Here is a 21,852-nt window from a genome sequence, read left to right on the forward strand (position 1 = left end):
CTGCAGGTGCATTTATCCTTGCAGATAAGGGTTATCAGGGAATTTATACAGTGTATCCAAATAGCTTGTTGCCATTAAAAGCAAAGAAGCGCTGTAAACTGGATCCTGAACTAAAAATCTATAATCAGCAAATCAATAAAAGAAGAATTGGGATTGAGCATGTATTTGGCAGTTTGAAAACTTTCAAAATTCTTGCTGAGCGATATCGCAATCGAGGCAAAAGACTGGGATTAAGATTCAATTTAATTGCGGGAATCTATAACTTGGAGCTGAGTAAAAAATGACTTATGAAAGAAATCTATTGTCTTCACTATATTGTATATAAAGTTATACTTACTTGAAGCTCTTCTTAATATTCGTAGGTCGCTGTTTTAATAAAGAAATGTATCTCAATAGAAATTAATTAACAATTTCTTTGCTTATGATGGAAGTTTTTCTACTTTAGAAAGTATAGAATCTTTGTTATTGCTTGTATAAATTTGGTCTATCGTATTAATTTTTCCACTAACTATCATAAATAGAGGCAGACATGGAACTAAAACTGCTAGAGGTCGGACAGAATACGGAGCAACTAAGCTCGTGCCGTATATCTCTCATTTTAGGTGTCTATACCTCCAATAACTTATTAGATACCTTTTGTAAGATTTCCCGAAGGATTTTAGGCGTTAAAACCAGTATTCTGGGCTTTCATGGTGAACCCTATATCTGGTACAGCTGTGCACAGGGTTTTCGTGCCCTGCACGCACTTCAAGAGCAAGAGCTACCCTTTAAAGAAGCAGATGTGGTGACCCAGTTGCATCCTGATTACGCCGAGCTTTCCCAGTATGTTAAAAATCTTGGAGTCGCTCATCAGCGCTTGGTGGCTTTCAATCTTAAAGAAGCTGCCAATTCCTCTTTAGGGCAAGTGGTTTTCTTTGATGATGAAACTGCGCCTTTCGATCCTGAAGATGTGGCCACGGTCAAACAGTTGGCAGAGAGTCTGGTGGGCCGGATTCGCCTGAGCGCAGAATATGATGAGTTGAAAGAGTTGCATGAACAGCAATGTGCGTTGAATTTCAGTAAGACCAAATTCTTTCAGATTATCGCCCATGACCTGCGAGCGCCATTCCATGGCTTGCTGGGTTTTTCAGAAGTCCTGTCGCAAGAGCGCGATACTCTGGATGAGGCCAGTGCACAGAATATTGCTGACTATTTATATGACACGGCTCAATCGACCTATAATCTGCTTGAGAGCCTGTTAACCTGGGCGATGGCTGAGGGTGGACGCTTTGTTTATCATCCAATTAATTATGAGCTGAAGCAGTCCAGTAAAATTGTCTGTGACGTGCTGAAGAGCCTGGCTTTGAAAAAGAATATCGAGCTTATCGATAATATTCCGGAAAGTATCAAAGTCCATGCCGACATTAATATGATCACCTCGGTATTACAGAACCTGGTATCCAATGCCCTTAAATTTACTCCGGTAAATCAAGGCGGGCAGGTGATTCTGGATGCTGAGATGGAGGGTGAGCAAGTCAAGATTACGGTTCAGGATACAGGTCTGGGTATGACTGACGAGCAGATACAAAATCTGTTCAAACCGAATCTGGTTGTCACGGTCAAGGGAACGAGCGAAGAGAAAGGCGCCGGTCTGGGGCTGGTGCTGTGTAAACGTTTTATTGACCTAAATCAGGGGCAGATCAGAGTAGAGTCAAGAGAAGGTCACGGCACCACTTTTACTGTACATTTGCCGAAAGTGATTAATGAACACCAGGCTTTGGTGATTGAAGACCGGCAGTTAGAAAAATCCTGAAAATAGGTCAGTTTCAGCCTAAAACATTCCCCCTGAGATCGAACACCTGCTATAACTAAGCAAAAAGTTTCAGGGGAAGAATGGAGCGATGAACGCCGTCCAGTTGCAGAAAACCTTAAGAGCCAGCCAATATGCTGAGCAGGTACTTGTCAAGCATCAGGCCAGCTTAGAGCAGGATTATGCGGTTGATCAGTTTCAGGGTTTCCTGAGTAGGACCGATATTGATCACTTGATTCAGGCTGCTGTCGGGCAGATACAGGATGAAGCTGAATGGATGCGCGCCTTGCGTCTGCTCCGTGCTCGCTTGATGTTCCGCTGGATCTGGCAGGATGCCAATCAACTCACCCATGTGGTTCAGCTCACCCGCGAACTCTCCGATTTTGCCGATGCTGCCATTTGTGTCGCCAAAGATTTTGCACGTATTTCGCTGGTTGCCAAATATGGTGAACCGATCGGGTATAACGGCAAGGTGCAGGACCTGATTGTCATCGCCATGGGGAAATTGGGGGCACAAGAACTTAATCTTTCTAGTGATATTGATCTGGTTTTCGCCTTTGATGAACAGGGTGAAAGCAATGGACGTAAATGCATTGATGTGCAGCAATTTTGTATTCTGTGGGGACAAAAACTTATTCATCTGCTGGACCAGATTACAGCCGATGGTTTTGTCTTTCGGGTGGATATGCGCCTGCGCCCCTGGGGGGAGGGTTCTGCATTGGCCATTAGTCATGTCGCCTTGGAGAAGTACCTGAGCCAGCATGGCCGTGAATGGGAGCGCTATGCCTGGATTAAAGCACGTATTGTCAATCCGAGTCCGGAAGGTGATGAACTGCTGGACATGACCCGTCCTTTTGTATTCCGTAAATACGTCGATTACAGCGCATTTGAAGCCATGCGTGAAATGAAAGCCATGATCGAGCGTGAAGTACAGCGCCGGAATATTGAAGATGATATCAAGCTCGGTGCCGGTGGTATTCGCGAAGTCGAATTTATTGTGCAAGTGTTCCAGTTGATTTATGGCGGCGCCAAACTGGAACTGCAAGACCGTCAGTGCCTGGTAAACCTAAACCATCTGGATGATGCGGAGTTGCTGGATGAGCAGGCGGTGGCTGATCTGGAAGATGCCTATCTGTTCCTGCGTCGGGTGGAGCACGCCATTCAAGCCTTGAATGACCAGCAAACCCAGTGTCTGCCGGTTGAGCCAGATTTGCGCCAGCGTTTGGTCGATACCTTGGGTTTTGCAGACTGGTCTGAATTTATGCATGTTCTGGATCAGAAACGTGCCAAGGTCACCTATCAGTTTGAGCATTTGATTAAGGAAACCGGGCCAGATCCTGAAATCAAAAGTTTTGCCCAACTCGAACAGCGACTTGATGAAGTATTGGATGATTCTGCCAAAAATTTGGTGCATGAATTCTGGTATGGACATGCCTTAAAAAAATTACCTGCCAAGGCCACTCAGCGTCTTAAAACCTTTTGGCCTTATCTGATCGAAGCGATTCTGAAATCAGATAAACCGAAAACTGCATTGGTTCGGCTGATGCCGCTGGTCGAATCTGTAATGCGTCGTACCGTCTATCTGGTGATGCTCATCGAGAGTAAAGGCGCTTTACAGCGACTGGTTAAAATGGCAACGGTCAGTCCGTGGATTTGTGAAGAACTTACCCATTATCCGGTCTTGCTGGATGAGTTTCTATCTATGGATTTTGAACTGCCTAAACGTCAAGATCTGGAAGATTCTTTACGCCAGCAATTGCTGCGTATTGAATTGGACCAGATTGAAGACCAGATGCGTGTACTGCGCCTGTTTAAAAAATCCAATGTACTAGCGGTGGCCGCTAGTGATGTACTGGCGGAAAGTCCGCTGATGAAAGTCTCCGATGCCCTCACGGATATTGCGGAAGTATCGGTGAATGCCGCCTTACAGCTGGCCTATCAGATTACCGTGAAAAAACATGGTTTCCCGCTAGATGCGGAAGGCCAGCGTTGTACCTTAGATCATATGGCTTTTACCGTGATTGGTTATGGTAAGGTCGGCGGGATTGAACTCGGTTATGGCTCGGATCTGGATCTGGTGTTTATTCACTATATGGATGAACAGGCTGATACCAACGGGCTAAAACCAATTAGTGGTTTTAAATTTGCGATGCGTGTGGCGCAAAAGTTTATGTCATTGATGACGACACAGACCTTGGATGGCCGCGTCTATGAAGTCGATACCCGTTTACGTCCATCTGGCGAAGCAGGCCTGCTGGTCACCAGCCTGAAAGCCTTTGAGCATTATCAGCTGAAAAGTGCCTGGTTGTGGGAACATCAGGCGCTGGTGCGTGCGCGCAGTATTGCCGGTGAGCGTTGCCTTCGGGACAAGTTTGAGCAGCTACGCTGCCGGATTCTGACCCAGCCGCGTGAACAGGCACATGTACGTGCCGAAGTACTAAAGATGCGCCAGAAAATGAAAGACCATCTCGGTTCATCCAACGAGCAAAAAAAAGATGGAATTTTTCATTTAAAACAAGATGCAGGTGGTATCGTTGATATCGAATTTATGGCACAGTATGCGGTATTGGCTTGGAGTGGGACGAATAAAGATCTCGCCCATTACTCCGACAATGTAAGAATCCTTGAGGATGCCGCAAAGACAGGTTGCTTATCCAGCAACGATGCGACTGCTCTGATTCAAGCTTATCTCCGTGAACGCGCAGAGAGCCACCGCTTAGCCCTTGCAAATCAATCCATGCAAGTGTCTGCAAGCGACTGGCACGATACCCGAATGACCGTTTGCAAGTTATGGCAAAGACTGATTGATCCAGCTGCAGCATTTGCGCTGGAGAGTGAATAATTGTGAAAAATTGGAGTTTGTGGCATGAATTTGGCTGATCGTGATGGTTTTATTTGGCAAGATGGACAACTGGTTGACTGGCGTGAGGCAAAAACTCACGTATTAACACATACCTTACATTACAGTATGGGGGTGTTTGAAGGTGTCCGTGCTTATGAAACCCCGAATGGAACGGCTATTTTCCGTCTAAAAGAACACACCAAACGTTTATTGAATTCTGCCAAAATCTATCAAATGAAAGTTCCATTTGATCAGGCAGCATTAGAACAAGCTCAAATTGATGTTGTTCGTGAAAATAAATTAGCATCTTGCTATTTACGTCCAATTATTTTTATTGGCTCTGAAAAGCTGGGTATTGCGGCAACAGACAATACTATTCATGCTGTGGTTGCAGCGTGGAGCTGGGGTGCTTATCTGGGCGAAGAGGCGATGGCGAAGGGGATTCGTGTGAAAACCTCTTCATTTACTCACCACCATCCGAATGTGACCATGTGTAAGGCGAAAGCTTCTGGTAACTATACCCTGTCTATCCTGGCTCATCAGGAAGTTGCACATTCGGGTTATGACGAAGCAATGCTGCTTGATCCACAAGGTTATGTATGCCAAGGTTCAGGCGAAAACGTCTTCCTGGTACGTGATGGCGTCATCCATACGCCTGATATTGCCGGTGGTGCACTGGATGGGATTACCCGTCAAACCATTATTACTATTGCCAAGGATCTGGGTTATGAAGTGGTAGAGCGCCGTATTACCCGGGATGAGTTCTATATTGCTGATGAAGCATTCTTTACCGGTACTGCGGCTGAAGTAACACCAATCCGTGAATATGATGACCGTCAAATTGGTGAAGGTGTCCGTGGTCCGATTACCACTCAAATCCAGAAAGCCTATTTTGATGCAGTTCAGGGCAGAGATCCTAAATATGCACACTGGTTAACTTATGTGAAATAAGATACTCAGTAATAAAAAAGGACTCATTCGAGTCCTTTTTTATTACTTGAAGAATTTATTAAATCTGATAAAAATCCCGATACCAGTCCACAAATTGCTTCACCCCATCGTCAACAGAAACAGAAGGTTTGTAACCTACACTTTGTTCAAGAGCAGAACTGTCGGCTAAAGTATCAGGCACATCCCCTTCCTGTAAGGGAAGCATTTCGATTAGGGCTTTTTTGCCAACAGAGTTTTCAATAGCTCGTATAAAGTCAATTAATTGTACGGGTGTACTATTGCCAATATTAAAAATCCGGAATGGTGCATTACTGGTTGATGGATCTGGATGATTGCTATCCCAAGTTAGGTTAGGCTCAGCAATTTGGTCACTGGAACGGATTACACCCTCAGCAATATCCTCGACAAAAGTAAAGTCACGGGTATGGTTGCCGTGGTTAAAGACTTGAATCGATTTGCCTTCTATAATGTTTTTGGTAAATTTAAAAGGTGCCATATCTGGGCGCCCCCAAGGACCATAGACAGTAAAGAAGCGTAAGCCTGTAGTTGGCAGTTTGAATAAATGGCTATAACTATGAGCCATCAACTCATTGGCGCGTTTGGTTGCTGCATAGAACTGAATGGGATGATTCACGCCCTGCTCTTCACTAAACGGCATTGTGGTGTTGGCCCCGTAAACACTACTTGTGCTCGCATAGGTCAGATGGGGTGTCTTGGCATAGCGGCAGGCTTCAATAATATGGGTAAAACCGACAATATTACTTTCGACATAACTCATCGGATTTTCAAGAGAATAACGCACACCTGCCTGTGCAGCCAGATGAATCACCCGGTCAAACTGGTGTTCCTGAAAACATCGATCCACTGCTGTCTTGTCTGCTAAATTGGCATGAATGAAATTAAACTGCCCTGTACTTTGCTCAGCTGTTGTAACCAAGTGGTCTACACGGGCCTGTTTTAAAGCAGGATCATAGTAGTCATTCATATTATCGAAACCGACTACATCATCACCACGTTCAAGCAGTTTTTTGGAGACGTGAAAGCCGATAAAACCCGCTGCTCCAGTTACAAGGACTTTCATTCATCACCTCCAAAAATATCACGGGTATACACTTTTTCTTCAACATCACTGAGATCTGCTGAGCGACGGTTAGCAATGATGACATTTGCTTGTTGTTTAAAAGTATTGAGATCGGTCACTACTTTAGATTTAAAAAACTCAGTTTCTTTTAGGCTGGGTTCATAAATAATGATTTCAATGCCTTTGGCTTTCAGTCGTTTCATCACACCTTGAATGGCTGAAGCACGGAAATTATCTGAACCACTTTTCATAACCAAACGATAGATACCCACTACAGATGGGTTTTTGGCAAGAATTGAATCGGCAATAAAATCTTTACGCGTACGGTTAGAGTCGACAATTGCCTGAATCAGATTGCTTGGAACCTGATGATAATTGGCCAGTAGTTGCTTGGTATCTTTTGGTAGACAGTAGCCACCATAACCAAAAGAGGGATTGTTATAATGATTGCCAATACGTTGATCTAAACATACCCCTTCAATAATCTGGCGGGTATCAAGATCAAAGGTTTGTGCATAGGTATCCAGTTCATTAAAATAAGCAACACGCATCGCCAAGTAAGTATTGGCAAATAACTTGATCGCTTCGGCTTCGGTAGAATCAGTAAACAGGATTGGGCTGTCTTTTTTAATAGCGCCTTCAATCAGCATGTCAGCAAATAACTCAGCACGTTCTGATTTTTCTCCGACAATAATCCGTGAGGGATATAGATTGTCATGCAGTGCTTTGCCTTCACGTAAAAATTCTGGAGAGAAGATAATATTGTCGGTATCAAACTTTTCTTTTACTGCTTTGGTAAAACCGACCGGCACGGTAGATTTGATAATCATCACGGCTTGAGGATTAATCTTAATTACATCACCAATGATACTTTCAACACTTTGAGTATTGAAGTAATTAGTCTTGGTATCGTAATCCGTCGGTGTGGCAATAATGACAAAGTCGGCATGCTGATAAGCTTCAGCTTTGTCGGTGGTTGCACGGAAATTGAGTTGCTTTTCTATCAAGAATTTAGAAATATCTTCATCCTGAATTGGAGAGATTTTTTGGTTTAACATCTCGACTTTGCTGTCAATAATATCCAATGCAATAACTTCATGATGTTGTGAGAAGATCATGGCATTGGAAAGGCCGACGTAACCGGTACCTGCAACTGCTATTTTCATATCAACCTGGTTTGTATTCTTTATTTAAGGAGCTTATCTATAACCTGATAAAGGTTGGCGAAAGCGATATTGCATCATATCACAAAGTATTTTTAGTGTTATGAAAGCATTAAAAGCAATATGATAACTTTGCTTTAGAGGTGGTATTATATGAGGTAGAATGCTGGCGGAAGATGAATACATGCAGGACAAGGTAAACGACTCACTCTCCAATCAGGCTCCAATGCAGTCTGAACAGAATATAGTGCTGTGCATGAAGTGGGGCACGAAATATGGGGCAGAGTATGTTAATCGTCTCTATAATATGGTTAAACGTCATACGACGGTTGACTTCAAAATGGTCTGTCTGACTGATCGTACTGAGGGCATTGATCCAGCTGTTGAATGTTTTCCTATTCCACCATTAGCTTTACCACCCGGTAGTCCTGAACGTGGCTGGAATAAACTTTCGACCTTTGAACCAGATTTATACGGGCTACAAGGTAATGCCTTATTCTTAGATCTAGACGTGGTCATTGTTGATAATATTGATGAGTTTTTTACATACCCCGGTGATTTTTTAATTATTCATGACTGGAAGCGGCCGTGGCGGATTACCGGAAACAGTTCTGTTTACCGTTTTAAACTGGGGGCTTTTCCAGGGCTTTTACCTTATTTTCGCGAAAACTTTGAAGAAATTCGAAAAAAATTTCGTAATGAACAGGCTTATCTGTCTTGGTATGTCGATCGTGAAGGCCAGCAGACTTATTGGCCAGATAGTTGGTGTAAAAGTTATAAATATCATTGTCTACAAAAGATTCCGATGGCTTATTTCAAGCCGCCAGTGAAGCCTGAAGGTGCCAAAATTATTATTTTTCATGGGGAAATCAATCCACCGGAGGCTATTAATGGTGGAGGCGGCAAATGGTATCGCTATGTATTGCCTTCACAGTGGATTAAAGATGCATGGCAATAATCCAGTACGCTCAAGACTGATTTTTTAAAGTGATCAAGCAAATGCAGAACATTGATATCGTGATTGCCTGGGTAGATGGTAATGATATTGAATTGAAAAAAAAGCGCCATAAGTATTTGACTGGTGAAGATGCGTCGGATGCGATTAGTGATACCCGTTTTGCCAGTAATAATGAAATTTATTACAATGTCGCCTCAATCCTGAAATATGTGCCTTTTTATCGCAATATTTTAATTGTGACCGATAACCAGCGACCCGCGTTTATTGATGAGTTTGCAGCTCAAGGTCTGTGTTCAGCCGATAAAATCCGGATTGTGGATCATCGTGAAATTTTTAGTGGTTATGAGCAATATCTGCCTACTTTCAATACTCGGTCTATTGAAAGTATGCTCTGGAATATTGAAGGACTATCAGATTACTTTATTTATCTGAATGATGATTTCTTCTTTAACTCAACCGCTCATATTGAAGACTTTCTACAAGGTGAGCATTTGGTAATTTACGGTCATTGGCAGAATAAGCTGGCTTTAAAAACCAAGCTGAAATATCGCCAGTTTATGAATAAACAATTTGCTAAGCCTATTCAACCTAAACATATGATTGCACAAATGCTGGGTGCGGATATTTTAGGTTTTAACAAATTTTTTGAAATCCATCATTATCCACATATCGTTGATCGTCAGATTTTGAAAGATTACTTATTGTCGCATCCTCGATTACTGGAAACTCAGGTCAAGTTTAAGTTTCGTAGTGTGGAGCAACTTAATCCAATCTCACTTATGAATCATCTTAAAATTCAGAAGCAACAGGTTGAACTCAAGCCTGATATTGAATTGGCCTATCTAAAAAATGAAGATAGTCGCAATAATTTTATTCAGGCACTCGATTACCCTACTATTAAATATGGCTGCATTCAAAGCCTAGACCAGCTGGACGCTGCAGCTGCTCAACAGATCAATGTAGCAATGCAGCAGAAGCTGGCGGGCTATTTACCGAATTCAATTTTAGTTTAAAGGTTCATGATGAAAGTTGTTACATATCTCATTAATTTGGACGGAAGTCATGAACGACTAGAGCGAGCAACACAGCAGCTGAATCAAGTCCATTGGCCTTTTGAACGTTTTTCTGCAGTCGATGGGCGTGGAAAAGCTTTAACTGAGTTCGAAAACTACGATGCTCAGGGAGCAAATCAGACCCTTGGACGTAGTCTGATGAACTCAGAGTTGGGGTGTTATCTAAGTCATTATGGTTGTGCAGAGAAATTTTTAAGTACAGATGCGGACTATCTGGTGGTCCTAGAGGACGATATGAAGATCGATCCAGACTTTAAAGATAAGCTTGATGGTACGATTGAATATCTGGATCAACATAAAGAGCTGGATTGGTATTTGATTAATATTGCAGCCAAAAAGAAAAAATTGAGCAAAGATATTACAGAGATTGATGGCATGAGTTTGTGGCATGCATTTTATTTTCCTATTCGTGGTCTAGGTTTAGTCTGGTCACGTAAAGGCGCCGAGGCGTTTATGCAGGCCGGAAAAACCATGACTATGCCTGTTGATATATTCTTTCAAACCTGGCTTAGTAAAAATGGGAAAGGTTTAGGGGTATGGCCCGCTTTGGTTAGACCCGCAGGATTAGACAGTGATATTTTAGGGACTGTTGCAGAGCAAGGTATTTCTCGTAAAGAAAAAGAAGGGCGTGGACTTTCTCACGGTATCAAAAAACAAAAACGGATGTGGTGTGATCGTTGTTATGCACTGAAACATTTAGTGTCAGTGAAGTAAATGTAAGTTGTATGAAAAATATTGTAATTAGTTTAAAAAGTGCCACTGCTCGCCGTGAGCACATTGTGCAAGAGTTTGGTAAACAGAATATTGAATTTGAGTTTTTTGATGCACTAACACCTGATCTGGCTCGTCCTTTAGCTGAAAAAATGCAACTCAATATTCAGAATGAATTTTTAAGCCCGGGTGAATTAGCTTGCTTTATGAGCCATGTGTCGATTTGGCAAAAAATGGTAGATGAGCAAATTCCTTATATGGCTATCTTTGAAGATGATGTGTACTTAGGTGAGGCTGCTGCTGAATTATTAAACAACTCAGCCTGGATCAGTCCAAAGTGGGATATTATTAAGACTGAAGCCTTTGCAAATCAAGTCTTTCTAGGCAAAACCAAGTCAGAAATAGCACATGGGATGCGTCATATTGTTCAACTCACGGGGAAGAATTTAGGGACTGCAGGTTATATTTTGAGTCTTAAGGGTGCTCAAAAATACTTGCAGTATGTTGGACAGATTCAATTGATCCCGCTAGACCAAGTGATGTTCAATGAATTTATACGGCATCAATTTCATTCTGTGTATCAAATGACCCCCGCTTTATGTATACAAGAAATGATACTTTTTCCTGAAAAGAAAACGGTTCTTTCTAGTGATTTGCTTGCTGAGCGGAAAGCCCGGATGAAAAAGCAAAAGAAAAAAGGTTGGGCAAAAGTTCAGCTGGAGATTTTACGTATATTGAAACAAGTAAAATATGCGTTAGTCGGTCAGCGTGTAGAGTTTAAATAAAAGTTGCTCTAGCAGTAAAGTTGAATATTTTGATATAACCCGTTTAAAAATACAAACGTGATGAAATGATAGGAACAGCTTGAAATGCGCATTCTAGTAACTGGTGGTGCTGGATTTATTGGTTCAGCGGTAATACGTCATATTATTGAAAACACCCATCATCATGTTTTAAATGTAGATAAGTTGACTTATGCAGGTAATCTTGAGTCACTTCACTTGATTGAAAAAAATGAACGTTATACGTTTAGTCAAACGGATATTTGTGATCAAGCACAAATAGAAACTATCTTTCAGGAATTTCAGCCAGACGCTGTGATGCATTTGGCTGCCGAGTCACATGTTGATCGCTCTATTGATAGTCCTATTGCATTTATTCAAACCAATATTATAGGGACTTATAGTTTATTAGAGGCTGCACGAAAATATTGGTTAAGTCTAACCAATGAAGCGAAAGAAGCTTTTCGTTTCCATCATATTTCAACTGATGAAGTCTATGGTGATTTAGAGGGAACCACAGATTTATTTACTGAGAGAACTTCATATGCGCCAAGTTCACCATATTCTGCAAGTAAAGCCAGTTCAGATCATTTAGTCCGTGCTTGGTATCGAACATATGGACTACCAATAATTGTGACGAATTGTTCAAATAATTATGGACCATACCATTTCCCAGAGAAGCTCATTCCATTAGTAATTCTCAATGCTTTAGATGCTAAATCTCTGCCAATTTATGGAAAAGGCGATCAAATTCGTGATTGGTTATATGTTGAAGACCATGCACGTGCTTTATATAAGGTGGTGACTGAAGGTATGGTAGGGGAAACTTATAATATTGGTGGACATAACGAAAAACAAAACATAGAAGTTGTAAGAACCATTTGTAAAGTCTTGGATGAATTAAGACCTCGGACCAATGGGCAGCAGTATGAGTCGCTTATTACTTTTGTGAAAGACCGTCCGGGGCACGATTTACGTTATGCCATAGATGCTACAAAAATCGAAAAAGAATTGGGTTGGGCGCCGCAAGAGACCTTTGAAACAGGAATTCGTAAAACGGTAGAGTGGTATTTAAATAATTTAGAATGGTGCCGTCGTGTGCAAGATGGCAGTTACCAGCGTGAAAGATTGGGTGTAAATATATAATGTCAAATCAAACCAAAGGAATCATTTTAGCTGGTGGTTCGGGAACAAGGTTATACCCAATCACAAAAGGTGTATCCAAGCAGCTATTACCAATTTATGATAAGCCCATGGTGTATTATCCACTTTCAGTACTCATGCTTGCAGGAATTCAGGATGTACTGATTATTACAACGCCTGAAGATTTGGATGGCTTTAAACGTTTGTTGGGTGATGGATCACAGTTTGGTATTCGATTGGAGTATGCGATTCAGCCAAGTCCAGATGGTTTAGCTCAAGCATTTATTATTGGTGAGAAATTTATCGGTGATAGCAATGTATGTTTAGTGCTAGGTGATAATATTTTCTATGGACAGGGTTTTACCCCAATGCTACGTCAAGCGGTTGCACGTCAAAAAGGCGCTACGGTATTCGGCTATCAGGTTAAAGATCCTGAGCGCTTTGGTGTAGTTGAGTTTGATGAACAAAAACGTGCAATTTCATTAGAAGAAAAACCAAAGCAGCCGAAGTCACATTTTGCGGTTACAGGATTGTATTTTTATGACAATGAGGTGATTCAAATTGCGAAGCAAGTAAAACCCTCTGAGCGTGGTGAGCTGGAAATCACAACTGTAAATCAGATGTATTTAGAACGTGGTAACTTAAATGTTGAGTTGCTAGGCCGTGGCTTTGCGTGGTTGGATACTGGGACACATTCAAGTTTATTGGAAGCAGCCCAGTTTGTAGAAACCATTGAAAAGCGTCAAGGTTATAAAGTGGCTTGCTTGGAAGAAATTGCTTTGAATAATGGTTGGCTCAGTAAACAACAAGTATTAGAAATTGGTCAAACTATGAGTAAAAATGATTATGGTCAATATTTGATCTCACTGGTCAATTAGGTAAAACTGTGTATAAAAAAATAATACATGTGGGTATGGCTGATAAGTTCTTACCTGCTCTGATTGACTTTATACAGAAAAACTTTTCACCAGAAAATAATACCTTTTATCTTTATGGCGATGAGAATGTATATGGTTTCTTGCGAGATAGAGGTGTATTTTTTTTAGGAGAAAAAGAAAATAATGTGAGTTATTTTCAACTTCTCTTAGAAATGTATAGTGCTGATAAAATTATTTTACATGGTTTATTTAGTTCAAAAGTTATAAAAATCCTATTTTACAACCCATGGTTATTAAAAAAATGTCATTGGTTAATGTGGGGTGGTGACTTGTATGAAACTAAACAAAAGAATGGATTATCTGGTTATTATAAAAAGATCGTTATAAAAAATATGGGGTATTTGCTGACATATCTTCCTGGAGATATTGAATATGCAAGAGCAAAATTTAGGGCTAAGGGAAAGTATTTAGAGAACCTTGGTTATTTGAGTAATATTTTTAGCCTTGATCATTATTCTGATAAAAATAATAGTGAAAATATTAATATTCTATTAGGAAATTCTGCGGATCCTGCAAACGAGCATATTGCGGCTTTGGATATACTTGAACAATTTAAAGATTCAAATATTAAAATCTATGTGCCTTTATCATATGGAAATCAAATATATGCAGAAAAAGTGATTAAATATGGGAAGACTATATTTGAGCATAAATTTGAAGCATTGACTGAGTTCATGCCATATGAAAAATATCAGAGCTTTCTTCAGAATATAGATATTGCTATCTTTAATCATCAAAGACAACAGGCAATGGGTAATACCATCAGTCTCTTGGGAATGGGTAAGATAGTGTATTTGAGAAAGGGAACATCTCAGTGGGAGCTATTCAAAGACAAGGAAATTGAGGTTTTTGATATTGAAACATTTAATTTAACTAATACTCAAAAATTAGTTAAAAATCAAAGTAAGATAAAAAGTTATTTTTCAAAAGAAAATTTTGAAAAAAAGTGGAAAAAATTATTGGAGTCTTAAGAAATGGCATATTTATCTAAAGAACAACTCAAGGAAATGGGTTTTAAATATTTAGGCGAAAATGTAAAAATCAGCGATAAAGCTTCCATTTATAATTGTGACCAGATTGAGATTGGCGATCATTCACGAATCGATGATTTTTGTGTTATTTCTGGTAAGGTGATAATAGGTAGAAACGTACATATTGCCCCAATGTGCTTAGTTGCAGGTGGTGAAAAAGGTATTGTCTTTAAAGACTTTTCTGGTTTAGCTTATCATGTACAAGTTTTTACACAGTCAGATGATTATAGTGGAGCATCTTTGACCAATCCAACTGTACCTACGAAATATAAAAGAGAAACAAAGCAAGAAGTTTCTTTAGGTAAGCATGTAATTGTGGGAGCAGGAGCTATTATATTTCCTGGAGTACATATTGCTGAAGGATGTTCAATAGGAGCTTTGACATTGGTTAATAAAAGCACTCAACAATGGGGGATTTATATCGGAAATCCTGCAAAACGAGTAAAGGATCGAAAGAAGGATTTATTAGGCTTAGAGCTTGAGTATATAAATGACTGTATTTCAGTATAGAGTGAATTAATTCAATATGTTTTTTGAGTTTATAAGTTCTAATCAATGCCTTCAAAATAATGTTAATTATGAAAGGCTATATAGATTTAGATTTTCGAAAACGGATATTAAGAAGTTTGCTGAAGTTACAGGAGATAATAATCCTATTCATTTAAATGAAGACTATGCAAGGACAACAGTTTTTCAGCGCCCAATAGTTCATGGTTTTTATGTGGGAAGTATATTTTCTAGGATTTTTGGTACAGATTATCCAGGTATTGGTACCATTTATTTAAATCAATCAATGAGCTTTAAAGCACCAGTATTTATAGATCAAACTTATTATGCGCATATTATTGTTGATCAAGTTGATAAATATAAGGGACATATTAAAGTTTCAACTCTTGTGACTGATGAGTCTGGTACTAAAGTTTTTATAGGTGAAGCAATCCTAAAACACTCGATGTTTTGTATAGATATTTGATAATAAATGAATTGGTAGATCAATGATTCCTTTTAATAAAGCACCAGTATTGGGTTCTGAGACTAAATATCTAGTAGAAGCAATCCAATCTAAAAAACTTTCAGGTGATGGAAAGTATTCTAAACTATGTCAAAAATGGTTTGAAGATAGCCTCAACTGTAAAAAAACCTTACTTACGCCTTCATGTACACATGCACTAGAGTTGGCTGCATTACTTCTCGATATAGTAGAAGGTGATGAAGTCATTATGCCAAGCTATACCTTTGTCAGTACGGCAAATGCATTTGTTTTACGGGGTGCAAAAATTATTTTTGTAGACATTCGTCCTGACACGATGAATATAGATGAAACAAAAATTGAAGCAGCAATTACATCGAAAACAAAAGTGATTGTTCCAGTTCATTATGCAGGTATTGCATGTGAAATGGATGTGATTATGGATTTGGCCGAAAAATACAATTTGTATGTAGTAGAAGATGCTGCTCAGGGGGTGATGTCTACTTATAAGGGACAAGCATTAGGTACTATTGGTCATTTAGCAGCATTTAGTTTCCATGAAACAAAAAACTATACGAGTGGAGGAGAGGGTGGTTTACTGCTGATTAATGATGAAAGTTTTATAGAAAGAGCTGAAATTATAAGAGAAAAAGGAACAAATCGGAGTCAGTTTTTTAGAGGTATGGTCGATAAATATACTTGGAGCGATATTGGTAGTAGTCTATTACCAAGTGAGCTACAGGCTGCTTATTTATTAGCACAGTTAGATGACGCTGAACTTATAAATCAAGAAAGGTTAAAAGCTTGGGATTATTATTATAAGGAATTATGCAACTTAGAACAGAGTCAAAAAATTGAGTTAACCGAGATTCCTCAACATTGCAAACATAATGCTCATATGTTTTATTTAAAGCTTAAAGACATAAGTGAAAGAGAGAATTTCATTCATTTCTTAAAAGATAAAGGAATTCATGCAGCATTTCATTATATTCCTTTACATAGTTCACCAGCTGGTAAAAAGTACTCTGAATTTATCGGGGGTGATGAGTTCACTACTAAAGATAGTGAAAGATTGGTACGTTTACCTTTATGGTATGGTATTTCTGTTGCAGAACAGAGACTAGTAGTGAGAGCTATTTATGAGTTTTTTGAAAATATGAGTGGTACCAATTAAAAGATGGATTTATTAATTACTGTATATATCCCGACTTTCAATAGATTGTCTCTTTTAAAGAGAGCTGTAGATTCTGTATTATCACAATCTTATGAAAACTTTGAGCTTATTATCGTCGATGATTGCTCCACAGATGGAACGCAAGAATATTTAAAAAACCTAGTATCGATAGATTCACGTATTAAATATTTTCTTAAGGAAAAAAATAGCGGTGCATGTACAAGTCGTAATATTGCAATTGAAAATGCAAATGGACAATTGATTACTGGTTTAGATGATGATGATTACTTTCTATCAGATAGACTGGAGAGGTTCATAAGGTGTTGGGATTCAAAAGCCCATAATAACATTATAGCCCTAACATCCGGTTATCAAAAGTCGAATACTAGCTCCTTACGAAATAAGCCTATGCTTATAAAACAGAAAGATCTATTATTTGGAAATTTTGTTGGTAATCAAATTTTTACAGAAACTAAAACACTTCAATATTTAAAGGGTTTTGATGCTAATTTAAAGATGTGGCAAGATTTAGATATGTGGTATCGTGTATTAAGTTTAGGTAATATTCAAAAAATTCCTCATGCAACTTATTTTTTTGATACTAGCCACCTCTTGGGTCGCATCAGTGAAGCAAAGGAGAGTAAAATATTTGAAACAACGAATTATTTTGTTGAAAAACATAAATTAACTCCTTTTGAAAAAAGAATGCTAAATAATCATCTATACTCTTACGGTGTGCTTAAAAGTAAAGATCAGTTTGCAAATATTTGTAAAGAAATCAATAAAATTTTCCGCCTTATTCGTTAAAGCAGATTAACAGATAATTCTTTTCTTTTTAGAAAATCAGGCTTCAATAAAAAATTTTTGATAATAAGTATCTTTTTTATTGGGTTTACTGCTATCAAATTTGTAGGTTAATTTGTATATCTTATGCTTGTCCTTTTTTAAAATATAATTATCTTTATCATTTACTTCTTTAAATAAAATTTTATTAAGTATATGACGATAATCTCCTATTTTTTCTAATTTATTTAATTTATATTGGAAAGGTTTAAAATTTCTATATAAAAGTTCGAAATAATAATCGATAAGGAAATAATCAATTAAGAGGTCATTTTTGACCCAATAATCAAAAAATAAATCTCGAAAAAGTTGTGCTATTGGATCATTTTTTCCAAACTTTAAAAAATTACCAGCCCATCTGCCTTTTGAAATAGAGTAATTTGGATAAATATTACTAGTAAGACTAAAAAAATCACTTTCAGTAATACATGAAGGCAAATTTTGTATAGTTAAATATGTAGAATCGATCCATATACCCCCATGATCAGCTAAAAGGCTAAATCTTAAAATATCTGATAATTGTGTATAAGAAATTTTTCCCTCTAAAAATTTTTCTTTTATATAAGCGGGTAGGGTTGTATAGTTTTCATAATTATCTAAAGTAATAACTTTAACTTCAAAATTATCCGAATTATATAACCTAAGATTGTTAATACATTTTTTGACAAGTAAAGGAGCATTTTCTTCTCCTTGAAACCAGCAGACCCAAATTATATTACTTATTTCAAAAGTATTATTATTTATTTGAGGGGAGTATTCAATTAATAAATTTTTATGCAAAGTTTGTAGTGAATTAACGATTAAATCGGTTTTAATATTATATATTTTTTGAGATAGAGATTGAGGAAAAATACTAAGTTTGGAAACTTTAAATAACTTATTAACTAGTTTTAGTCGAGGAGCAAGTGTTAGCGCTAAATTATCCATTTGCTTAATCCTTCTTTGATTATCTTTCAATACTATGACTTAGACAGAAATAGACCATATAGTTATTGGTATCTGGATAGAGGGGTACTGGTTTAAGAGTATTTTCATCTAAGTAACTATATTATATGATTGGGAGTATAATCGATATACGGTAAGGATTACAGACCGTAAGATACCATATTGCTGCTCATCCACCTCATAGTATAGATTTAATGCTATTATGCCATCGTTAGATTATGTTCTCAATATAATAAGAAAGCCTGTATCATCAAATGGAATTTTTTAATTAGATTCTCCCATTTCCTAGAAAAAGTTTTATCTGTTTTAGTTTCTCTACAATAAAATGTAATACCTTGAAAGTCAAAATCTATAAAGTAGGTAGGTTTTATATTCTAATAACATGATAAATGTTTTTACCTCCTTTAACCTTCCTAAATCTTTTATACCCCCACAAATACTGTTCTGGAGCGACATTAATCATGCGCTCCATTTCTTTATTCAGCGTATCGACTGAAAGCTGCAAATCTTTGGCATTAATCTCTGCAGATAAAGTCTGCACATGCACCTCAAAACCAGATAAATCTTCACGTCTTAAACAGCTGAGTCCAACCACAGAGCATTGCGTTTTAGCTGCCAGTTTAGACAGCAAAGTGGAGGACAAGGCATTTTGTCCAAAGAAAGGCGAGTAAATTCCGCCAGACTCTTTAGGTACATGATCCGGTAAAATTGCAGCAAATCCGCCCTGTTTTAAATGTTTAAATAAGGCGCGAACCCCTGTTTCATCGGTTGGAACCAGAGTCGCATTCAGTCGTTGTCTAGCTTCCAGCATAAAACGATCAATATCTTCATTCTTGCTGGGCTTGTACATAATGACTGGTGAGGTATGTTGATTCACCCAGACATTCAAAAGTTCCCAGGTACCAAAATGTGGAACCACGGCCAAAGTTCCATTTGGGTTTTTCAGCGCGTCTAAAAAAATATTTTCCCCGTGCACGACTTTGATCTGCTCAAGGGCAAACTCCGGTGCAGAACCCCAAATCTTGATTGATTCTGCATAGGTCATGCACTGGCTTTTCAGGCTGCGTTGGGTTAAATCAGCGCGTTCAGATTCAGCTAGTTCAGGATAAGCAGAGGCCAGATTGATTTCGGTCACCCGACGTGCGGAGGAGTTGCTCAGATAAAGAAGAGAACCCGCCAGCCGAGCTAAATTTTGAATCAATCTGAGGGGGAGTCTTGAGAAATTTTTGAGTAAGAGGTACATGGCATCCAGAGTATTTGATTAAGATTCTTTATCCGGATTACCCTTCAATACCATATAAATCAAGCCGATAAAAATAAACAAAGCGCCAATGATGCTACTTAAGCAGAAATAGACAATACGCTCATTGGTATCTAACTGGAACAGGTTATTTGCAAGGATATAGCGCATAAATAGCCATTGCACCACAGAAAATACAATCAGCATAATACTACGATTACGAACAGCAGGACGCATCGCCATTGCTAAATCACCTAAAAATAGAAACTGAGGCTATTATGCCACTGTTGGGAACTGTTCTCAATGTAATAAAAAAGCCCTGCAATTGCAGGGCTTTTACTTGAAATCGCCAAGAATTATTCTTGAGATTCAGCTTTTGGTTTTTCACGTAAACGAATACCCAGGTCACGCAGTTGAGTTGCTTCAACTGGTGCTGGTGCTTGAGTCAGTGGACATTCAGCCGTTTTGGTTTTCGGGAATGCGATTACATCACGGATTGAAGATGCACCAGTCATCAGCATGACTAAACGATCTAAACCAAATGCCAAACCACCATGTGGAGGTGCACCGAATTTAAGCGCATTTAACAGGAAGCTGAATTTCTCTTCGGCTTCTTCTTCATCAATGCCAAGCGCTTCAAAGATCGCTTTTTGCATTTCTAAAGTATAGATACGCAGTGAACCACCGCCGATTTCAGTACCGTTTAATACCATATCGTAAGCAACAGACAAGGCTTCACCCGGATTGTTCTTCACCTCTTCAACGCTTGATTTTGGCAGCGTGAACGGGTGGTGAACAGAGGTCCATTTGCCATCATCAGTTTCTTCGAACATTGGGAAGTCCACCACCCAAAGCGGTGCCCACTCACAAGTCGCAAGGTTCAAGTCATGACCGATTTTCACACGAAGTGCGCCCATCGCATCATTCACGATCTTCGCTTTGTCTGCACCGAAGAATACGATGTCGCCATTTTCAGCGCCCACGCGTTTCAACAGATCCAGCACGATTGGCTCGATGAATTTTACGATCGGTGATTGAAGACCTTCGATGCCTTTTTCAAGCTCGTTGACTTTAATATAAGCCAAACCTCTTGCACCGTAGATGCCGACAAATTTGGTGTATTCGTCAATCGCGCTACGTGGTAAAGCGCCTGCACCCGGTACGCGAAGCGCCACGATACGGCCTTTAGGATCTTTAGCAGGGCCTGCAAATACTTTGAACTCTACATCTTGCATCAGGTCAGCAACATCTACGAGTTTCAACGGAATACGAAGGTCCGGTTTGTCAGAAGCATAGTCACGCATGGCTTCTGAATATGGCATACGCTGGAACTTGTCGAATTTGACGCCAAGAAGTTCATCGAACATCTTCACAGTCATGCCTTCCATCAAATCCATGATGTCATCGTCACTCATGAACGATGTTTCAATGTCGATCTGGGTAAATTCTGGCTGACGGTCTGCACGCAAGTCTTCGTCACGGAAGCATTTTGCGATCTGGTAGTAACGATCAACACCACCCACCATCAATAACTGTTTGAACAGCTGTGGGGACTGCGGCAGTGCATAGAAGCTACCATTGGATACACGGCTTGGGACTAAATAGTCACGTGCACCTTCAGGGGTGGCACGGGTCAGAATAGGAGTTTCAACGTCTAAGAAACCATGATCATCCAAATAGTTACGGATCAGGTTGGTTACTTTAGAACGGAAACGTAAACGGTCTAGCATTTCCGGACGACGGATGTCGAGGAAACGGTATTTTAAACGGATTTCTTCAGAAATATTGGTGTTTTCATCGTTCAGCGGGAAGGGTGGAGTTTCAGACTGAGCCAAAACTTCAATTTCTTTACCCAAAACTTCGATTTGACCGCTCACCATGTTGGCATTTTCAGTACCGGCATAACGGCGACGTACACGGCCTGTAATTTTTAATACGAATTCAGAACGGGCTTTATCTGCTGTTGCAAAGGCTTCAGGTGTATCTGGGTCGATAACCACTTGAACCAGACCGTCACGGTCACGCATGTCCAGGAAAATCACACCACCGTGGTCACGGCGACGATGTATCCAGCCACATAAGGTTACAGTTTGGTCGATTTGAGCTTCGGTTAAAGAACCGCAGTAATGAGTTCGCATCATAGCGTTAAAAATCCAACTATATGGGTTAAGGAAGCGTATACGTAAACAGCGTACCGCCTTAAGCAAAGCTAGGATTA

General features: G+C 39.3%; 21 protein-coding genes. 15 read left to right on the plus strand and 6 right to left on the minus strand.

Annotated elements, in window-relative coordinates:
- From NI461_RS07835 to NI461_RS07850, 4 genes are all read left to right on the plus strand, one after another.
- Positions 1-284: transposase family protein (locus NI461_RS07835; RefSeq protein ID WP_253156892.1), on the plus strand; the 284-nt coding region annotated here is incomplete at its 5' end.
- 245 nt (positions 285-529) lie between these two features.
- Complete coding sequence (locus NI461_RS07840) at positions 530-1,792, plus strand: sensor histidine kinase KdpD (RefSeq protein ID WP_253156894.1); 1,263 nt, start codon at positions 530-532, stop codon at positions 1,790-1,792.
- Positions 1,793-1,880: 88 nt separating this feature from the next.
- A complete protein-coding gene (gene glnE, locus NI461_RS07845) occupies positions 1,881-4,631 on the plus strand; it encodes a bifunctional [glutamate--ammonia ligase]-adenylyl-L-tyrosine phosphorylase/[glutamate--ammonia-ligase] adenylyltransferase (protein ID WP_253156896.1) in 2,751 nt (916 codons plus the stop codon).
- 24 nt (positions 4,632-4,655) lie between these two features.
- Positions 4,656-5,582 (plus strand): branched-chain amino acid transaminase, encoded by a 927-nt coding sequence (locus NI461_RS07850; protein ID WP_151205078.1) that lies wholly within the window; start codon positions 4,656-4,658, stop codon positions 5,580-5,582.
- Positions 5,583-5,640: 58 nt separating this feature from the next.
- Here the strand turns inward: NI461_RS07850 and NI461_RS07855 are convergent, their stop codons facing one another.
- The gene (locus NI461_RS07855) at positions 5,641-6,663 is read right to left on the minus strand and encodes an NAD-dependent epimerase (RefSeq protein ID WP_151205077.1); all 1,023 of its coding nucleotides are present in this window, start codon (positions 6,661-6,663) and stop codon (positions 5,641-5,643) included.
- Complete coding sequence (locus NI461_RS07860; protein WP_151205076.1) at positions 6,660-7,829, minus strand: nucleotide sugar dehydrogenase; 1,170 nt, start codon at positions 7,827-7,829, stop codon at positions 6,660-6,662. The genes NI461_RS07855 and NI461_RS07860 overlap by 4 nt, the downstream gene beginning before the upstream one ends.
- A gap of 181 nt (positions 7,830-8,010) precedes the next feature.
- Between NI461_RS07860 and NI461_RS07865 the strand changes: the two genes are divergently transcribed.
- From NI461_RS07865 to NI461_RS07915, 11 genes are all read left to right on the plus strand, one after another.
- Complete coding sequence (locus NI461_RS07865) at positions 8,011-8,784, plus strand: glycosyltransferase (protein WP_151205079.1); 774 nt, start codon at positions 8,011-8,013, stop codon at positions 8,782-8,784.
- A gap of 41 nt (positions 8,785-8,825) precedes the next feature.
- Positions 8,826-9,797 (plus strand): Stealth CR1 domain-containing protein, encoded by a 972-nt coding sequence (locus NI461_RS07870; RefSeq protein WP_151205075.1) that lies wholly within the window; start codon positions 8,826-8,828, stop codon positions 9,795-9,797.
- Between the two features lie 9 nt (positions 9,798-9,806).
- Complete coding sequence (locus tag NI461_RS07875) at positions 9,807-10,571, plus strand: glycosyltransferase family 25 protein (protein WP_253156933.1); 765 nt, start codon at positions 9,807-9,809, stop codon at positions 10,569-10,571.
- Between the two features lie 11 nt (positions 10,572-10,582).
- Entirely contained in the window at positions 10,583-11,353 is a 771-nt protein-coding gene (locus NI461_RS07880) for a glycosyltransferase family 25 protein (RefSeq protein ID WP_253153349.1), read from the plus strand.
- A gap of 84 nt (positions 11,354-11,437) precedes the next feature.
- Positions 11,438-12,496 carry a dTDP-glucose 4,6-dehydratase gene (gene rfbB, locus NI461_RS07885; RefSeq protein WP_253156897.1) on the plus strand — a complete coding sequence of 353 codons (1,059 nt, stop codon included), beginning with the start codon at positions 11,438-11,440 and terminating at the stop codon, positions 12,494-12,496.
- Complete coding sequence (gene rfbA, locus NI461_RS07890; protein ID WP_174659341.1) at positions 12,496-13,371, plus strand: glucose-1-phosphate thymidylyltransferase RfbA; 876 nt, start codon at positions 12,496-12,498, stop codon at positions 13,369-13,371. The genes rfbB and rfbA overlap by 1 nt, the downstream gene beginning before the upstream one ends.
- A gap of 8 nt (positions 13,372-13,379) precedes the next feature.
- Positions 13,380-14,402 carry a TDP-N-acetylfucosamine:lipid II N-acetylfucosaminyltransferase gene (locus NI461_RS07895; RefSeq protein ID WP_253156898.1) on the plus strand — a complete coding sequence of 341 codons (1,023 nt, stop codon included), beginning with the start codon at positions 13,380-13,382 and terminating at the stop codon, positions 14,400-14,402.
- A gap of 3 nt (positions 14,403-14,405) precedes the next feature.
- Positions 14,406-14,972, plus strand: a complete 567-nt coding sequence (locus NI461_RS07900; RefSeq protein WP_253156899.1) for an acyltransferase — start codon at positions 14,406-14,408, stop codon at positions 14,970-14,972.
- 16 nt (positions 14,973-14,988) lie between these two features.
- Positions 14,989-15,435 carry a MaoC family dehydratase gene (locus NI461_RS07905; RefSeq protein WP_253156900.1) on the plus strand — a complete coding sequence of 149 codons (447 nt, stop codon included), beginning with the start codon at positions 14,989-14,991 and terminating at the stop codon, positions 15,433-15,435.
- Positions 15,436-15,457: 22 nt separating this feature from the next.
- On the plus strand, positions 15,458-16,606 hold the full coding sequence (gene rffA, locus NI461_RS07910; RefSeq protein WP_253156901.1) for a dTDP-4-amino-4,6-dideoxygalactose transaminase: 1,149 nt from the start codon (positions 15,458-15,460) through the stop codon (positions 16,604-16,606).
- Positions 16,607-16,609: 3 nt separating this feature from the next.
- Positions 16,610-17,413 carry a glycosyltransferase gene (locus NI461_RS07915; protein WP_174659345.1) on the plus strand — a complete coding sequence of 268 codons (804 nt, stop codon included), beginning with the start codon at positions 16,610-16,612 and terminating at the stop codon, positions 17,411-17,413.
- Positions 17,414-17,449: 36 nt separating this feature from the next.
- Here NI461_RS07915 and NI461_RS07920 read toward each other — a convergent pair whose 3' ends face one another.
- From NI461_RS07920 to aspS, 4 genes are all read right to left on the minus strand, one after another.
- Positions 17,450-18,376: a capsular polysaccharide synthesis protein gene (locus NI461_RS07920; RefSeq protein WP_174659346.1), complete on the minus strand. Its 927-nt coding sequence runs from the start codon at positions 18,374-18,376 to the stop codon at positions 17,450-17,452.
- A gap of 385 nt (positions 18,377-18,761) precedes the next feature.
- Positions 18,762-19,637 carry a lysophospholipid acyltransferase family protein gene (locus NI461_RS07925; RefSeq protein ID WP_253156902.1) on the minus strand — a complete coding sequence of 292 codons (876 nt, stop codon included), beginning with the start codon at positions 19,635-19,637 and terminating at the stop codon, positions 18,762-18,764.
- Between the two features lie 18 nt (positions 19,638-19,655).
- Positions 19,656-19,877, minus strand: coding sequence for a hypothetical protein (locus tag NI461_RS07930; RefSeq protein ID WP_151205068.1), 222 nt, complete (start codon positions 19,875-19,877; stop codon positions 19,656-19,658).
- Between the two features lie 113 nt (positions 19,878-19,990).
- Entirely contained in the window at positions 19,991-21,775 is a 1,785-nt protein-coding gene (aspS, locus tag NI461_RS07935; protein ID WP_151205067.1) for an aspartate--tRNA ligase, read from the minus strand.
- Positions 21,776-21,852: the final 77 nt, after the last annotated feature.

The sequence above is a fragment of the Acinetobacter sp. S4400-12 genome, assembly GCF_024129495.1.
Taxonomy (GTDB): Bacteria; Pseudomonadota; Gammaproteobacteria; order Pseudomonadales; family Moraxellaceae; genus Acinetobacter; species Acinetobacter lwoffii_C.